At 64.6% G+C, this 16,019-nt stretch carries 16 protein-coding genes; 8 read left to right on the forward strand and 8 right to left on the reverse strand.

Annotated features, from left to right (window positions below; translation table 11 throughout):
- Window positions 1–96: 96 nt before the first annotated feature.
- From QX048_RS31130 to QX048_RS31150, 5 genes are all read left to right on the forward strand, one after another.
- Entirely contained in the window at window positions 97–942 is an 846-nt protein-coding gene (locus tag QX048_RS31130; RefSeq protein WP_315752866.1) for an electron transfer flavoprotein subunit beta/FixA family protein, read from the forward strand.
- A 36-nt stretch (window positions 943–978) separates the two neighbouring features.
- A complete protein-coding gene (locus QX048_RS31135; RefSeq protein ID WP_315713073.1) occupies window positions 979–2,085 on the forward strand; it encodes an electron transfer flavoprotein subunit alpha/FixB family protein in 1,107 nt (368 codons plus the stop codon).
- A gap of 22 nt (window positions 2,086–2,107) precedes the next feature.
- Window positions 2,108–3,415 carry an FAD-dependent monooxygenase gene (locus tag QX048_RS31140; protein WP_315752867.1) on the forward strand — a complete coding sequence of 436 codons (1,308 nt, stop codon included), beginning with the start codon at window positions 2,108–2,110 and terminating at the stop codon, window positions 3,413–3,415.
- A gap of 41 nt (window positions 3,416–3,456) precedes the next feature.
- Window positions 3,457–3,753, forward strand: coding sequence for a ferredoxin family protein (locus QX048_RS31145; RefSeq protein ID WP_172112536.1), 297 nt, complete (start codon window positions 3,457–3,459; stop codon window positions 3,751–3,753).
- 152 nt (window positions 3,754–3,905) lie between these two features.
- A complete protein-coding gene (locus QX048_RS31150) occupies window positions 3,906–4,112 on the forward strand; it encodes a molybdopterin-binding protein (RefSeq protein WP_315713067.1) in 207 nt (68 codons plus the stop codon).
- A gap of 27 nt (window positions 4,113–4,139) precedes the next feature.
- Here QX048_RS31150 and QX048_RS31155 read toward each other — a convergent pair whose 3' ends face one another.
- Window positions 4,140–4,703, reverse strand: coding sequence for a DUF2478 domain-containing protein (locus QX048_RS31155; RefSeq protein WP_315768941.1), 564 nt, complete (start codon window positions 4,701–4,703; stop codon window positions 4,140–4,142).
- Window positions 4,704–4,776: 73 nt separating this feature from the next.
- Here QX048_RS31155 and modD point away from each other — a divergent pair, with 73 nt between their 5' ends.
- Window positions 4,777–5,652, forward strand: a complete 876-nt coding sequence (modD, locus tag QX048_RS31160) for a ModD protein (protein ID WP_315825158.1) — start codon at window positions 4,777–4,779, stop codon at window positions 5,650–5,652.
- Between the two features lie 13 nt (window positions 5,653–5,665).
- On the opposite strand, the gene QX048_RS31165 is transcribed toward modD, so the two are convergent.
- The 7 genes from QX048_RS31165 to QX048_RS31195 all read right to left on the reverse strand — a co-directional run bounded on the left by QX048_RS31165 (window position 5,666) and on the right by QX048_RS31195 (window position 13,969).
- Window positions 5,666–8,011 carry an ABC transporter substrate-binding protein gene (locus QX048_RS31165; protein ID WP_315825157.1) on the reverse strand — a complete coding sequence of 782 codons (2,346 nt, stop codon included), beginning with the start codon at window positions 8,009–8,011 and terminating at the stop codon, window positions 5,666–5,668.
- A 103-nt stretch (window positions 8,012–8,114) separates the two neighbouring features.
- A complete protein-coding gene (locus QX048_RS31170) occupies window positions 8,115–9,032 on the reverse strand; it encodes a sel1 repeat family protein (RefSeq protein ID WP_315825156.1) in 918 nt (305 codons plus the stop codon).
- A 503-nt stretch (window positions 9,033–9,535) separates the two neighbouring features.
- Window positions 9,536–10,081 (reverse strand): carboxymuconolactone decarboxylase family protein, encoded by a 546-nt coding sequence (locus QX048_RS31175; protein WP_315825155.1) that lies wholly within the window; start codon window positions 10,079–10,081, stop codon window positions 9,536–9,538.
- A 2-nt stretch (window positions 10,082–10,083) separates the two neighbouring features.
- Window positions 10,084–10,638 (reverse strand): peroxiredoxin, encoded by a 555-nt coding sequence (locus tag QX048_RS31180; protein ID WP_315713058.1) that lies wholly within the window; start codon window positions 10,636–10,638, stop codon window positions 10,084–10,086.
- A 770-nt stretch (window positions 10,639–11,408) separates the two neighbouring features.
- A complete protein-coding gene (locus QX048_RS31185) occupies window positions 11,409–12,119 on the reverse strand; it encodes a DUF1045 domain-containing protein (RefSeq protein ID WP_315752871.1) in 711 nt (236 codons plus the stop codon).
- 6 nt (window positions 12,120–12,125) lie between these two features.
- Window positions 12,126–13,310, reverse strand: coding sequence for an alpha-D-ribose 1-methylphosphonate 5-triphosphate diphosphatase (locus tag QX048_RS31190; protein ID WP_315810539.1), 1,185 nt, complete (start codon window positions 13,308–13,310; stop codon window positions 12,126–12,128).
- Entirely contained in the window at window positions 13,307–13,969 is a 663-nt protein-coding gene (locus tag QX048_RS31195) for a DapH/DapD/GlmU-related protein (RefSeq protein ID WP_315713050.1), read from the reverse strand. The genes QX048_RS31190 and QX048_RS31195 overlap by 4 nt, the downstream gene beginning before the upstream one ends.
- Before the next feature lie 174 nt (window positions 13,970–14,143).
- Between QX048_RS31195 and phnC the strand changes: the two genes are divergently transcribed.
- Together phnC and phnD are read left to right on the forward strand one after the other, a co-directional pair.
- Complete coding sequence (gene phnC, locus QX048_RS31200) at window positions 14,144–14,953, forward strand: phosphonate ABC transporter ATP-binding protein (RefSeq protein ID WP_315713048.1); 810 nt, start codon at window positions 14,144–14,146, stop codon at window positions 14,951–14,953.
- A 79-nt stretch (window positions 14,954–15,032) separates the two neighbouring features.
- Window positions 15,033–15,965, forward strand: coding sequence for a phosphonate ABC transporter substrate-binding protein (phnD, locus tag QX048_RS31205; protein WP_315713046.1), 933 nt, complete (start codon window positions 15,033–15,035; stop codon window positions 15,963–15,965).
- Window positions 15,966–16,019: the final 54 nt, after the last annotated feature.

Consider the following 16,019-nt stretch of genomic DNA (forward strand, 5'->3'; position numbering starts at 1 on the left):
CGCCAAGGTGTTGAATCCGTGCCAATAATCATCGCGGCCGAAACTGGTACGACAATTGCTGTCCTGATCGCAGGACTACACACCCGGAGTGATCGCATGCATATCGTCGTCTGCATCAAGCAGGTTCCGGACTCCGCGCAGATCCGCGTTCATCCGGTGACCAACACCATCATGCGCCAGGGTGTGCCGACCATCATCAACCCTTACGACCTGTTTGCGCTCGAGGCGGCGCTGCAACTGCGCGACAAGTTCGGCGGCGAAGTGACGGTGCTGACCATGGGACCGCCGTCCGCCGAGGACTCGCTGCGCCGGGCGCTGACCTACGGCGCCGACCGCGCCGTGCTGCTGACCGATCGCTTCTTCGCTGGCGCCGATACGCTGGCAACCACCTATGCGCTGGCGACAGCCATTCGCAAGGTCAGCGAGACCTTTGGCGCGCCCGACATCGTGTTCACCGGCAAGCAGACGATCGACGGCGATACCGCCCAGGTCGGCCCGGGCATCGCCAAGCGGCTGGGCCTGCTGCAGCTGACCTACGTGGCGAAGATCCGCGAGGTCGATCCTGTCGCGCGCACCATCGAAGCCGAGCGCCGCTCCGAGGGGGGCGTTCAAGTGCTGAAGACCAAGCTGCCGTGCCTGGTGACGATGCTGGAGGCGACCAACGAGATCCGCCGCGGCGCCATGGCCGATGCGCTCCGTGCGGCGCGCGCTCAGATCGTCACCTGGAGCGCCAAGGACGCCGGCGTCGAGGACATCTCGAAGTGCGGCTTGAAGGGCTCGCCGACCATCGTGAAGCGGGTCTTCGCGCCGTCGGCCCGGGCGGAGAAGGCAACCATGGTCGACTTCTCGAACCGCGCGCCGGCCGACGCGCTGATCGAGGAATTGTTCAAGCGGCAGCCGAAGCTCGAAGCCGAGCTGACGACGTCAGCGCACGGCTTCTGATCCAAACGGCTTTTGACGGACCAAGGGACGACGACCATGAGCGAACCCACCAAAGCACCGCCCGCCGCAGCCGGTCGCGCCGCGACCAAGAAGGAGCTGCCCGAGCATTTCAAGGCCTACAAGCACGTCTGGGTGTTCATCGAGCAGGAGCGCGGCCAGGTCCACCCGGTATCCTGGGAGCTGATGGGCGCCGGACGCAAGCTCGCCGACAAGCTGAAGGTCGATCTCGCGGCCGTCGTGATCGGTCCTCCCGGAGAAGCCGTGCAGCACGCTGCCGCGGAGTCGTTCTGCTATGGCGCCGATCTCGCCTACATCGTCGCGGACGGCGTTCTCACCGACTATCGCAACGAAGCCTACACCAAGGCGCTGACCGACGTCGTCAACACCTTCAAGCCGGAGATCCTGCTGCTCGGCGCCACCACGCTCGGCCGCGACCTCGCCGGCTCCGTCGCGACAACGCTGCTCACGGGTCTGACCGCCGACTGCACCGAGCTCGACGTCGATGCCGACGGCTCGCTGGCCGCGACGCGTCCGACCTTCGGCGGCTCGCTGCTCTGCACGATCTACACGCTGAACTATCGGCCGCAGATGGCCACCGTCCGCCCGCGCGTGATGCCGATGCCGGACCGCGTCGAGAAACCCGCCAGTCGCATCATCGAGCACAAGCTCGGTCTCGTCGAGGAGGACATCGTCACCAAGGTGCTGTCCTTCATTCCGGATCGCGATTCCGCCAAGTCCAATCTCGCCTATGCCGACATCGTCGTGGCGGGCGGGCTCGGGCTTGGCTCGCCGGAGAACTTCCAGCTCGTCAAGGGGCTCGCCGCGGTGCTCGGCGCCGACTTCGGCTGCTCGCGGCCGCTGGTGCAGAAGGGCTGGGTGACCTCGGATCGCCAGATCGGCCAGACCGGCAAGACCATTCGGCCCAAGCTCTACATCGCCGCGGGCATCTCCGGCGCGATCCAGCATCGGGTCGGTGTCGAGGGCGCCGACCTGATCGTTGCCATCAACACCGACAAGAACGCGCCGATCTTCGACTTCGCGCATGTCGGCATCGTCACCGATGCGATCCGGCTGCTGCCCGCGCTGACGGAGGCATTCCGCGCGCGTCTGTCGCCGCATTCGCGCGATCGCATCGCAAGCTAGGCACCAGAGAGGGAGCAGGGCAATGATCGAGGAACGTTTCGACGCGATCGTCGTGGGTGCCGGCATGGCCGGTAATGCGGCTGCGCTGACCATGGCCAAGCGCGGCATGAAGGTGCTGCAGCTCGAGCGCGGCGAGTATTCCGGCTCCAAGAACGTGCAGGGCGCGATCCTCTACGCCGACATGCTGGAGAAGCTGATTCCGGACTTCCGCGAGGAAGCGCCGCTGGAACGCCATCTGGTCGAGCAGCGCTTCTGGATGCTCGACGACAAGTCGCATGTCGGCCTGCACTACAAGTCGGACGACTTCAACGAGGAAAAGCCGAACCGTTACACGATCATCCGCGCCCAGTTCGACAAATGGTTCTCGTCCAAGGTCAAGGAGGCTGGCGCCACCGTGCTGTGCGAGACCACCGTGACCGAGCTCGCGCAGGATGCCTATGGCAAGGTGATCGGCGTCAGAACCGATCGGCGCGATGGTGAGATCCATGCCGACGTCGTCGTGCTGGCCGAGGGCGTCAACGGCCTGCTCGGAACCCGCGCCGGCCTGCGCGAGCGGCCGAAGCCGGAGAACGTCGCTCTCGCGGTCAAGGAGATGCACTTCCTGCCGCGCGAAACGATCGAGGCGCGCTTCAACCTGAAGGGCGACGAAGGGGCCGTCATCGAGGCCGTCGGCACGATTTCCCGCGGCATGACCGGCATGGGCTTCATCTATTCCAACAAGGAGTGCATTTCGCTCGGCATCGGCTGCCTCGTCTCCGACTTCCAGAAGACCGGCGAGACGCCCTACGGCCTGCTCGAGCGGTTCAAGCAGCATCCGTCGGTGGCGCCGCTGATCGAGGGGTCGGAAGTCAAGGAGTACTCGGCGCACCTGATTCCCGAGGGCGGCTACAACGCGATTCCCGAACTCTGCGGCGACGGCTGGGTGGTGGTCGGCGACGCCGCACAGCTCAACAATGCGATTCATCGCGAGGGCTCCAATCTCGCGATGACCTCCGGCCGCATCGCCGCCGAGGCGATCTTCCAGGTGAAGTCGCGCCGCGATCCGATGACCAAGGAGAACCTCGCGCTCTACAAGAAGATGCTGGAGGACTCCTTCGTCATCAAGGACCTGAAGAAATACAAGGACATGCCGGCGCTGCTGCACAACCAGTCGCAGAACTTCTTCCTGACCTATCCGCAGCTCGTCTCCAAGGCGATGCAGAACTTCGTGCGCGTCGACGGCACGCCGAAGAAGGAGAAGGAAAGCAGCACCGTGCGCTCCTTCGTGAATGCAAGGTCATGGACCGGCCTGTTCGGTGACGCCTTCAGGTTTGCTCGGGCGTGGCGATGATTGGTGAATGAACGAAACAGCTCAGGCGAGGGAGATCAGACATGAGCACGGACGTCGCAGTCAGGGTCGAAGACAAGCTGTTCTATAATCGCTATCAGGTCGACCCCGGCCGGGCCCATATCAAGGTCCGTCCGCATACCACGCCGACGCCGCAGTTGAAGGCGCTTCTCAAGGCCTGCCCGGCACGCTGCTACGAACTCAACGACAAGGGCCAGGTCGAGATCACGGTCGACGGCTGCATCGAATGCGGCACCTGCCGGGTCATCGGCGAGGCCAGCGGCGACATCGAGTGGAGCTATCCGCGCGGCGGCTATGGCGTGCTGTTCAAGTTCGGCTGATGCCGTCAGATCATGCCGGTCGACGGGGTGCCGCAAACGCAGCGCCGGATCATCAATCCTGTATTGTGTTTGATATAGGTCATTGAGTTCTGGCACGCGTTCTGTTTACATTGAGCGGCAGCAACGAGGCTGCAACGGATGAGGAACAGCACGTGAAGCTGAGCGCGCGAAATGTCTTGCCGGGACGAATCATCTCGGTTGAAAAGGGAACGACCACCGCCCACGTCAAGGTGGAGCTCGCCCCGGGACTGACAGTCTTCTCGGCGATCACCAACGAGGCGGTGGACGAACTCGCGCTTGCCGTCGGCGACAGCGTCTCCGCCGTCATCAAGTCGTCGGATGTGATGATCGGCAAATAGGAGCGTGGCGCCGAATTGCTGCGCCGATCAGCCGCGCGACGCCTGTCGCGCGCGCAGGTCGAGCCACCAGGTTTCCATCGCGGAAAGCGACGGCTGGAGCAGCGTGCCGAAATCGCCCGCAAAGGTCCGCCAGTCGTCGATGCATTTCTGCGGCACGGCCGTCAGCACCGGAATCCCCGACGTGATTGCGTCGGCCAGCTCGCCGCGCAACCCGCTTCCGGAAGCCTCCTGCTTGGAGAACTTGTTGATCACGATGAGGTCGGCATGGGCCGCGATGGCGCGGTGAACGGCCATGCCGGCTTCGGCAAGGCCAGCGGTGTCGAGCTTGCAGGCTGTCGATCCGGTGCCGAGGTCCTGACAGATCGAGATCGTGTCGCCATTGGCGAGATCGATCACGTCCATTCCGCTTTTCTTGCCGACTTCGTCTCTCGTATTGCGCTGAACGATGCCGCCGACGCGGACGCCCCGTTGCAGCAGCTCCTGGGCAAAGGCGTCCAGCAAGGCATCGGCGTCGTCGCCCGGTCCGTAGAGAATGGCGGCGAGACGGGGCTGATTGGGCTCGGCGGAAGCAGGAAGATCGTGCGGGATCATGCGGGGCCTGGCGATCGGGGGCGGGCGGCGACCAGGGTTTATATAGAGGATGCAGCCTGTGGAGAAAGAGCAGATGTCGCGCGCGCCGACCACCGCTACGCACCATGATCTGGAAGCGCTGCTCCGCGACGATGTCCCCTATGGCGACCTGACGACGGAGACGCTCGGGATCGGCGCCGAGCCGGGCCTGATGCACTTCGCTGCGCGCGGCCGCATGGTATTGGCCCTGGCCGAGGACGCGGCGGCCTTGATCGAGCTCACGGGCTGCCATGTCGAATTGTTCGCCGGCAGCGGAATGGTGCTGGAGGAGGGGGCTCCGATCCTCCGTGCAGAGGGCACGGCGGCCGGCCTGTTGCGGAGCTGGAAGGTGGCGCAGACGCTCATCGAGATCTGGTCAGGCGTCGCCACCGGGGCGGCTGCGATCGTCGACGCGGCGCGCGCGATCAGGCCTGGCATTGTGGTCGCCTGCACGCGCAAGAACGTCCCCGGAACCAAGCCGTTCGCCGTTGCCGCGGTGAAGGCGGGTGGCGCGGTGATGCATCGGCTCGGCCTGTCGGAGTCGGTGCTGGTGTTTCCGGAACACCGGGCGTTTCTCGGCGATGCGCCGCTTGCCGATGTCGCCGAGCGGTTGCGGCGGAGCGCGCCGGAGAAGCGGCTCGTGATCGAGGTCACCACGGTCGAGCAGGCCGTCGCCGCAGCCGTGGCCGGCTTCGACGTCATCCAGGCCGAGAAATTTCCGCCTGCCGAGATCGCTGCGCTGACGGAGCGTATCGCCATCAGCGCGGCGCTGCCGCGGCGACCGATCATTGCGGCCGCGGGTGGCGTGAATGCGCAGAACGCCGCAGCCTATGCTGCGGCGGGGGCGGACGTGCTGGTCACCTCGGCGCCCTACCTCGCGTGTCCCTGCGACGTGCAGGTGCGGATCAGCCCTGCCTCGGCCGCGGCTTGACCGCACGACCCGGCTACTGTGGGTGCCGCGGAGCGGCGCGCTTCTGTCGGTTGGCTCGCCATTCCATGAACTCACGGAACAGCCGCGGATCGGCCGAAACGCCGCTCGCCTGCAGATCATTGGCCTGCGCGTTGGCCCCCAGCATCTGGGGAGGCGGCGTATTGCGATCGAGCCAGTCCTGTGCCGTCTTGAACCGTGTCCAGCCGGCGATCGGCGCCAGCGGCGCCACCTCCTGCCATTTCGGATGATAAGGCGGCCGTTGCAGCGTCTGCATGTTGCTGAAGAAGGCTTCGACCAGCAGAGACAGCCGGCGGTGACGGTCGCTGCCCGCCGGCCAGTTGAACGACGCCAGTACGGCCTCGGCCGCGATCGTGTTCACCGGCGCCGAGGCGCCGACGAGGTTCGGATAGTCCTCGGCGGACAATTGCGCCGGCAGATAGTCGTCGTGCAGAGCCTTGTCGTAGTCGACGGGCACGAGATGCAGATTGGGATCGTTGACCTGGCTCAGCCATTGCACCGGCTTGCCCTCGACCGTGATGATCGCGTCGATGTCGCCCTTGCGCAGCATGTCCAGCGCCAGTCGCGGCTCGATATAGAGCAGATGCGGCCTGATGCCGAGGCGCTCGAACACGTTGATCGAGGTGACGAAGGTGCCGCCGTCGGGCAGGTCGACGGCGATGGTCTTGCCGTCGAGCTCGCTCAGGCTGGCGATCGATCTCGGCGCCAGCACGTGCATCTCCTCGTTGAACAGCTTGGTGACATAGACCAGTTGTTCGCGGATGTTGTTGGCGAAGTCCTTGCGCTCGAGAAAGGCCAGGGTGTCCTTGCGGATGATGCCGGCGTCGACGCCGCGCAGCAGCAGGATGTCGGCGACCGATTGCACCGAGCCGCGGCCGATCACGGGAAGGATGCGCAACTCCGTCCCCTTGTCGAGCGCGGATGCGAGGTCCGCGCCCATATTGGCGTAGGTGCTGCCGAACGAGCCGGTCATCAGCGTGACGGTATTGGCATTCAGCTGGTTGGCCAGATCGCGCTTCGCCGTGCCGTAACGGAAGATGGTCTTAAAGGAATCGCTGACGCTGCCGGGATCGATACCGCTCCGGACCGGACCGAAGCGCTGCCACTTGCCGCCGGTGAACTGCATCATCTGCATCTGCTCCAGCGGCGCGTGATCATGGGGGCTGGTGTTGACGGTGATGCCGGGCGTCAGCATCGGCAATTTGAGGCTCTTCAGGGATGCCGCCTGCTTCATGATGTTGTCGCGCGACAGGTCGTCGCCGCAACTCCGCAACACTGCGACCATCGCGTTTGCCGCGAGGTAGCCGAAGGTCGCAAGACCATTGCTTCTCGGTACGTCGGGCAAATAGCGGTCCATGAATGCGGACCATTCGCGGTAGGATGGATCGCCTGCGGCCGCGGCCTCCTCGCCCTCGTAGTAATAGCCCGCGGACAAGATGCCTTCGGCATTCTGCAGGCCGGCCGGCTGCATCACGGCGGAGACCGATTCCGAGACCGTCGAGATGATGTGGTCCGGACGCCAGCCGAGCTCGGCCGCGCGGCGGATCGCCATCACGGCGAATTTGGGCGTAGTCACGTCGAAAAAGACGTCGGCGCCGGATGCCTTCAACGTGGCGATCTGCTGATTGACGTTGGCGTCCGTCACCTTGTAGGCGGCTTCCGCCACGATCGGAAGCTTGCCACCCAGGCCGTCCTTCAATCCCTTGACGTAATCTTTGCCGAAATCATCGTCCTGATAAAGAATCGCGATCTTGCCGCGGCTGTGGGTCTCCAGCAGGTACTGGGCATAGACGTGCGCCTCGGCCTGGTAGCTCGGCTGAAAGCCCATGGTCCACGGAAAGTCGTGCGGCTGGTCCCATTGCGAGGAGCCTGATGCCACGAACAATTGCGGGACTTTGTTGGCGTTGAGATAAGGGCGGACCGCAAGGTTGGGAGCCGTGCCCAGGCTGGCGAACATCAGGAGGACGTTGTCCTCCTCGACGAGCTTGCGGGTCATCTCGACCGTCCTCTGCGGCGCATAGCCGTCGTCGTAGGAAATGAAGTTGACGCGCCGGCCGTTGATGCCGCCCTCGGCATTGATCTTATTGAAGTAGGCCGCGATCGTCTTGCCGATGACGCCATAGGCGAGAGCCGGGCCGCTATAGGGCATGGTGTTGCCGATGCGGATCTCGTTGTCCGCGGCGACCGCTTGATGTCCGGTCAGCGCCAGCGGAGCGGACAGAGCCAGGGCGAGGCATGCGGCTGCTCGAGGGTGGCTGTTCTTTGCATCCCGCGGTTTGCGATGTCGGCTCCATCTGGCGGCCAAGCAGGCGCGAACTGCAGCATGGATGCCGTGCATCATCAGTCCTCCCATCGATATTTGGTTCTTGGGCGCAGCAGATCGCGGCCGACCGTCTCGCAGGGAGCGGTCCGGGTCGCGTCTCGAGCGCTCCGAGATGTATGCGTTAGCGCGCAGCCGAGATGCGTCGGCTGGCTTCCGGCGATCCTTGCTCCGCAGCCCTGAGATACCAGGCACGCGCCTTGGCTGCGTCGGGAACAGCACCGAGCAACCGCGATTTCGTCAGTTCGGCCGGGTCATAGGTGCGCGCGAGCAGAAGGGAGGCGTCCGCAATTCCGGCGTCGGAAAGCCGCGTCAGGATCAGGCGCGCGCTGGCGACGTCGCCCGCGGCGAGCAGGTCGCGTCCGCGCTTCATCAGCGCATCGACCTCGTCTCGCGGCAGCGGAACGGTCGGGCGAGGCGAGGCCATCGGGAGCGCAGCGGAGGGGGGCGAGACCGCCGGTGCTGCCGCGGCTGGCGCTGGCGACGTCGGCGTCGAGGGCCATGGCCGCAGCGCCAGTTCTGTACCGCTGGGAGCCGCGAGCGCGGCGACCGTCTGTGGCGGGTCGTCCTGGGCGACCTTGGCTTCCGCAGGATCGATCTGGGCCAGGCTTTCCAGCACGGCGGTCGGCATGATCGGGCTCTTGCCACCCGGTGTCGCTGCGCCGTTGTCGAAGGAGACCATGTTGACCACCATCATGGCGATGGAGGCCGCGATGCCGACGGCGGCACCGATCTTGATGATGCTGCTCAGCCGCAACGATTTGTCCGGATCCTCCGGCGGCAGGGGCATCACCACGGGATCGAGCTTCGCGCTCCAGGCGCGGTGGGCCTCCTCATCGTCGAGGTCAAGGGCCGCTGGCCGGGCCGGCAGGGAGCTTGGCCGGGAGACCAGATGATGCGGCAGGGGGATGCCGTCGGCGGGCGGATCGAATGCCGTCGGGCCGGCCTCCGTCTGGCGGCGGCGCGGCGCATATCTGCGGAGCTCTTCGTTCGCCCAGGGCGGCGCTGGTTTCGCCGGATCGTTCTGATCTGGAGCACTCATCACTAGCCTCCTGTCTCCGACGAACGGGTCGTGGGAGATAGCTTCAGGACGTCGGGCGCGCGCGGTCCAACCGAAGCGCACATGATGCGACATCGGGGACATTGCATCAACGCTTCCGTCGAGACCGACAGGTCCGGTTTCCTTCCGACATGCACGCCATTGTTTTCGCGCGCCCTGGTCACAATCGATGTTGCTTGGTCCCTAAGCTGATCAATGTTCTTGTCGGGAAGGGTGAGTAGGTAAGGCTATTTGATGGAAATTTCCCGGCGCGCCGCATCGGTGATTACGCGCAATGCGCGAGATCGGGGGCGAGTTCTGCGCTTTGCGGAAAGATCGGTTGGAGTATCAGGATGCCGCAGCCATCTCGACTTTGCCGCGAGGTCAGGGGCTTAGCGGACCGAGGAGTTGCAGGCGCGCCGGGAAATTCTGCAACTCAGGCGAGAAATGGCGAAAAACAAATGCGGCCGGACAATGCCGGCCGCATTCACATATCCGATCGATTCTTATTCCGCCGCCAGCGCGACGGACACACCAGCGGCTTCGATCGCAACGGCAACCGACTGGATGATGGCGGCAAAGCGCACGGCGGTCTGGATCGTGGCCGCGGGCACGCCCGCATCCTGCAGGACCTTCTCGTGCGAATCGATGCACGTGCCGCAGCCGTTGATGGCGGACACCGCGAGCGACCACAGCTCGAAATCGGCCTTGGCGACGCCGGGGTTGGCGATGACGTTCATCCGCAGCCGGGCCGGCATCGTCGCGTACTCCTTGTTCGAGGCAAGGTGCACGAAGCGGTAGTAGACGTTGTTCATGGCCATGATCGCGGCGGCCGATTTCGCCGCCGCCAAAGCGGCGGGCGACAGCTGCGCGGCCGCAACCGATTCGAAGGCCGCAACGACGCTCGGATTGCGAGTCGCAATCGCGCAGGCGACGAGCAGGCCATATTTGGCCTGCGGCGACAGCGTCTCGTCGGAGGCCATGGACGACAGATTGAGCCTGACGTCCTTGGCGAAGTCCGGGATCTGGTCCTTCAGCTGCTCGATCGACACGATCAGGCGACCTTCAGGGTCTCGCCGCCGACTTCGCGGTTGCACGGGCAGAGCTCGTCGGTCTGCAGCGCGTCGAGGACGCGCAGCGTATCCTTCGGAGCGCGGCCGACATTCAGGTTGGTCGCATAGACGTGCTGGATGGTGTTGTCGGGATCGACGATGAAGGTGTAGCGATAGGCGACACCGTCGGGCGAGCGGACGCCGAGGCCGTCGACCAATGCGCCCTTGGTGTCGGCGAATTGCCAGATCGGCAGCTTGTGCAGATCCTTGTGGTCGCGGCGCCAGGCGAGCTTGCAGAACTCGTTGTCGGTCGAGCCGCCGAGCACGACGGCATCGCGGTCCGCGAAGTCCTTCGCCAGGCGCGCGAACTCGGCGATCTCGGTCGGGCAGACGAAGGTGAAATCCTTCGGATAGAAGAAGATGATCTTCCATTTTCCAGGGAAGCTGGTCTCGGTCAGCGTCTCGAAGGCGCTCTCGCCCTTCTCTTCCTGAAGATGAAAGCCGGGTTTCACGCCGACGATTTCAAACGATGGCAGCTTGCTTCCGATTCCGAGCATTGGGGCACTCCAAGAAAATTATTGCGCTGCAATAGCGAGGCGCATTGTGCATTGCAAGCGATATGCCATTCGTTTTTAGTATCAGTGGATTGTCGAAAACCCGACACTTGGCGGCAACATGCTGCGAGTGCGAGGCCGTGGCGATGGGGAGCTTTTGGATGGAGCTGGCTTGGAGAGTCGGCTTCGTGACATTGCGATCGGACATCGAGCGACGACAGCCGGAGCGCGCGCGTCGTCGCCACGGCAAAATGAGGTTGATATCCGCTTGGTCGAAGCGCCATGCGACGTCGTGTTGACGGTCTCGACGACGCCCGACGTGCAATTTCTTTGTGCGGCCGAAGTGGCAAAATTGACATTATCGCCTTCGTCGCGATGCACGTTTGACCACGGCGACTCGCTAAGCGGCATGAAGGCGACAAGCCGTCGGCAGATCACGGCGCGGCACGGTGCAAGGTGTCGCACGGCGCACAGTGTTGTCAGCTTTTCGGCAGATCGCGTCTGTTATTTCGCCTTGCTGCGCGATGACCTGACCATAGTCTCCTCGCAGATTTTCATCGGCCTGGGAGGAGTTCATCACCATGAGCGAAACTGTCTCGGCACCAAATGCAAGCGCGAGCCTGTCGATCGATCGACGATTTCTCGCGACCTCAGCCGCGCTCGCGGCAGGATGGGGAGCCCTGCCGCGGGAGCGCGCCGACATCTCGCCGCCACTCTCGGTCTTCGACCGCGAGGCGCCGCCGCACTATGCAGGCCATGCCGAACTGACGCCGCTATCCCCCCTGGACGACCGTGAGCGGCCAGTCTCCGATGATGCGGAAACGTTCGTGGGCATTGGCCTGGCGGAACAGCACAATCCTGTCGATCCGGAGCTTTGTCAGTGACAGTGCCGCGAATCTCTCCTGCAGCATCATCAGGATCGGCCGGCGCCGTTCGTCGGACAGCCGGCAGGTCAGCGTCATGTGGAAGCGGAAATCCTCCATGACATAGGGATAACCCCAACGATCGAGATGATCGCGCTGCCGTGGTGTCAGCAGATCCGGCTTGCGCCGAGCACGGTCGTCGGCCGTCATCGGAGCGCGAAATGGCTCAAAGGCCTGGACACAATCGGCCGCGAGCTGTTGCAGCGCCGGCGACGGCTCGCCGGGGATCATCGCGATGAAGCCGCTGATCGCGTCCACGATCGGACGGATGGCCGGGACGGCTCGCGGCGTGGCCGCGAACGCGGCACAGGCGCTGCGGAGCGCGGCTTCGTTCTCCGCATCGGACAGCTCGAACGGAGCCTTCAAGGTCGCGTGAAAGCCGTATTTGCGCGGGTCTGCGGTCAGCTCAGCCCAGTCTGGAACCGCGCGGACGATCTCGCTCGGAAAGCTGCGGTCATCGCCGCTCCACGCGTCGTATCCGAGCAGGCTCGCGCCGAATTCCGCCAGATCCGCCGTCGCTGGTGGAGCATAATAGATCGCATAGCGCAGAAGATTGGCCATGGTTCGCTACTCCGCCGCCATGGCACGCGCCGGCCGGGCGTTCAGCCGGTCGGTCTCGGTGAGATAGACCAGCCGGCCGGACGCGATCACGGCGACGACATGGGGGCGCAACGGCACGCGGTCGTCGACCAGAATGATATCGGCGCGGCGGCCCTCGGCGAGCGTGCCGCGGTCCGCCAGCCCGGCTGCGCGTGCAGGGCTGCCCGAGATCAGATCCCAGGCGCGCGCCAGCGGAAGAACGCCGTCGGCCGCAAGCCGGTACGCTGCCAGCAGCGGCGCTGGATAGTAGTAGTCGGAGGCCAGCACCGAGCAGAGGCCCTTGGCGATCATGTCGCTGGCCTTCGTCCACCCGGTATGGCTGCCGCCACGGACGACGTTGGGCGCGCCGAATACGATCGCGTCGTCCCCTTGAGCGGCCTCGCGCGCGGTCTCCTCATTGACCGGAAACTCTGCGATGGTCACTCCCTGGCTGCGAAACGCCTTGCGCATGGCCGGGCTGTTGTCGTCATGCGACAGCATGCGGACACCAGCCTTGCGTGCGATCTCGGCCAGCCGCGCGATCGAGGCCGGAACGGCGTCGGCGCGAGCGGCGATGCGCGCGACCAACCGGTCGAACTCCGCGCCGGGCAGGCCGGTGCGGTCGACCATGCGCTGGCGCTTGTGCGGCTTGTCCAGACTCGCCACCGTCGAATCCATGTGATCGTTGAAGGCGAACAGGTCAACGCGCCGGTCGGCGAGCCACCGGCCGATCTCCTCCTCATCGTCGAGATTGAAGGTCTCGTGACGCAGATGAAAGCGCGTGTCGGCTGCGAGCCGCGGGCGCAGCGCTTCGATCGATTCGAGCAGGCGCCGCGCATTGTCGGCGCTGCGCAGGCCCGGCTCCCATGACCAGGTCGTCGCGTGAAAGACCGTGGTGATGCCATTGCTGATGGCCTGGCGGTCGCTGTCGATCAGCGCAACGTCTGTCGGGAAATCGACCCCGGCGCGCGGCATCATCTGGCGCTCGAACGCATCACCATGAATGTCGACGATGCCGGGAAGCACGGTGAGCCCCTCCGCATCGAGTTCGAGACCCGACCGGCGTCCCGGTGTCCCGATGCCGGCGATCACGCCGCCGGATATGATCAAGGAGGTGTCGACGAAGTCGGTATCGACGAGGCAGCGGCCTCGCGAGATGGAGATATCGGTCATGGGGCGGCACTCTGCCGCACCGAGACGCGTGCGTCGAGGGCAGCCTCGTATTTGTCGAGAAACGCGGTGATCGCGAGCTTGCGGAAATCCGGCAGCGCCGCGCGCAGCGCCTCGTGATTCCAATCCCACCACGCCAGATCCAGCAGCCGCTGCTCGACCTCGCGCGGAAACCGGCGCTTGATCGGGCGCGCCGGATTGCCGGCGACGATGGTATAGGCCGCAACGTCCTTGGTGACGATGGCGCCGGCCGCCACGACCGCGCCGGTGCCGATGTTGCGGCCCGGCAGCACGATCGCGCCATGGCCGATCCAGACATCGTGTCCGATCTGGACATGATGCTCTCTCCGCCAGGCGAAGAACTCCGCATCGTCCGGCTCTCCTGGGAAATAGGCGCTGGCGCGATAGGTGAAATGGGCCTGCGTCGCCCGCTGCATCGGGTGGTTGCCCGGATTGATCCGGGTCATCGCCGCGATCGAGCAGAACTTCCCGATCCTCGTGTAGGTGATCTGGGAATCGTTGACCACATAGGAGTAGTCGCCCATCGTCACCTCCTGCAGGATGGTGCGGGCGCCTATCTCGCAATAGGCGCCGAGCGTCACGTCCTGGAGCTTGGCCGAAGGGTCAACGGTAGGTTCAATCGAAAGCGACTTGCCGGCCATCTCGCGTCCTGTCTCTACGCCTGTGAGGGTGTTGGATCTCCCTTATGACAGAGGCGTGACATCTGCATGACTGCGGCCAGCGTGTGGACGGATGTGGCGCCGCAGTGTCGCTGTCACATAACCGTAGAATCCAGACGTTAGCGATAGGCCAAAGCGAGGCGTCTGGAGAATTCAATGCTGGTGGTGGATGGCCTGACGTGCCGTTTTGGCATGAAAGCCGCAGTCGACAATGCATCCTTCTCTGTTGCACCGGGCAGCTTCGTCGGCGTGATCGGGCGTTCCGGCGCCGGCAAGTCGACCCTGCTGCGGTCCATCAATCGCCTGAGCCCGGTGAGCGGCGGCCGCATCCTCTTCAAGGATCTCGACGTGACGGCGCTGCGCGGCCGTGACCTGCGGCAGTGGCGCGCGCGCTCGGCGATGATCTTCCAGCAGTTCAATCTGGTCGGCCGATTGGACGTGCTGACGAACGTGCTGATGGGGCGACTGGCCGAAATCCCGTCGTGGCGCTCGCTGGCGCAGCTCTGGCCAGCGGAGGATGTCGCCATGGCGCTGTCGGCGCTCGAGCAGTTCGACATGGCCTCCCTCGCCGCGCAGCGCGCCGATCAGCTCTCGGGCGGGCAGCAGCAGCGCGTCGCGATCGCGCGCGCGATGGTGCAGAACCCCGAGATCATTCTCGCAGACGAGCCGATCGCCTCGCTCGATCCCCGTAACACCAAGATCGTGATGGACGCGTTGCTGCGCATCAACAAGCATTTCGGCATCACCGTCGTCTGCAATCTGCATTCGCTCGATCTGGCGCGCAGCTATTGCGATCGCCTGATCGGCATGGCGACCGGACGGATCGTGTTCGACGACGTGCCGTCGGCGCTGACGGCGCAGATCGCACGTGAACTCTACGATCTCGAGGCGGACGAGGTGATGGGTTCGATCCATCCGGCACCGGCGGCAACGGTGCCGGTACTCGGCGAAGCGGCCGTGGCCTGAGACGCGGATTTCTGCAAGCTCGAGCTTCCGCATGGCGCGGGGGCGAGACCTGTTACTTACTGCAACAAGAGGGCATGTTATGATCAATCGTCGCATCGTTCTGGCGGGCGTCGCTGCGCTGGCTTTCACGGCCTCGGCGTCAGCCGAGGACTGGAAGGCGAAGTATCCTGAGCTGACCTTCGCCGTGGTCCCGGCAGAGAACGCCTCGGGTGTCACCGAGCGCTGGACGCCTTTCGTGAACTATCTCTCGAAAGAGCTGGGCGTGAAGGTGACGCTGCGCATCGCCAACGATTATGCGGCCGTGATCGAAGGCCAGCGCGCCGGCAACATCCACATCGCGAGCTACGGTTCGGCCTCGTTCGCCCGCGCCCGGCTCACCGGGGTCAAGACCGATGCCTTCGCCAACGACATCAACTCCGACGGCAGCACCGGCTACTATTCGGTGTTCTTCGTCAAGGCGAGCAGCCCGTACCGGAAGGTCGAAGACCTCAAGGGCAAGAATCTCGGCCTCGTCGATCCGAACTCAACGTCGGGCAACAACGTGCCCCGCTTCGAGCTCAACAAGATGGGCGTGACCGACGCCGAGACGTATTTTGGCAAGGTTGTCTTCACCGGCAGCCACGAGAACGCGGTGCTGGCCCTGTCGCAGGGGACTGTCGACATCGCGGCCAACCAATGGACGAGCGACAACGACTCGACGCTGGCGCAGATGCTGACCAAGGGCATGCTGAAGAACGCTGACGGTTCGCCGATGAAGAAGGACGACTTCCGCATCATTCACAAGTCGGCGCCGATCATCAACGGCCCCTACGCCTACAACACCGACCTGCCGGCCGATCTGAAATCGGCGATCGCCAAGGCCTTCTTCGATGCGCCGATCAAGGACAAGGCCGCCTTCGACCGTCTCTCCGACGGCCAGAAGAAGGGCTTCCACCCTGCCACGACGAAGGACTGGGATGGCACGATCGACCTGATCAAATTCGTCGACAGCCTGCGCAAGAAGGCGTCCTGATCGACGATCCATCGATGGTGAGCCGGGTCTCGTGGGGCCCGGCTCGTCCGTTGA

The sequence above is a fragment of the Bradyrhizobium sp. SZCCHNS30572 genome, from assembly GCF_032484415.1.
Lineage (GTDB): Bacteria > Pseudomonadota > Alphaproteobacteria > Rhizobiales > Xanthobacteraceae > Bradyrhizobium.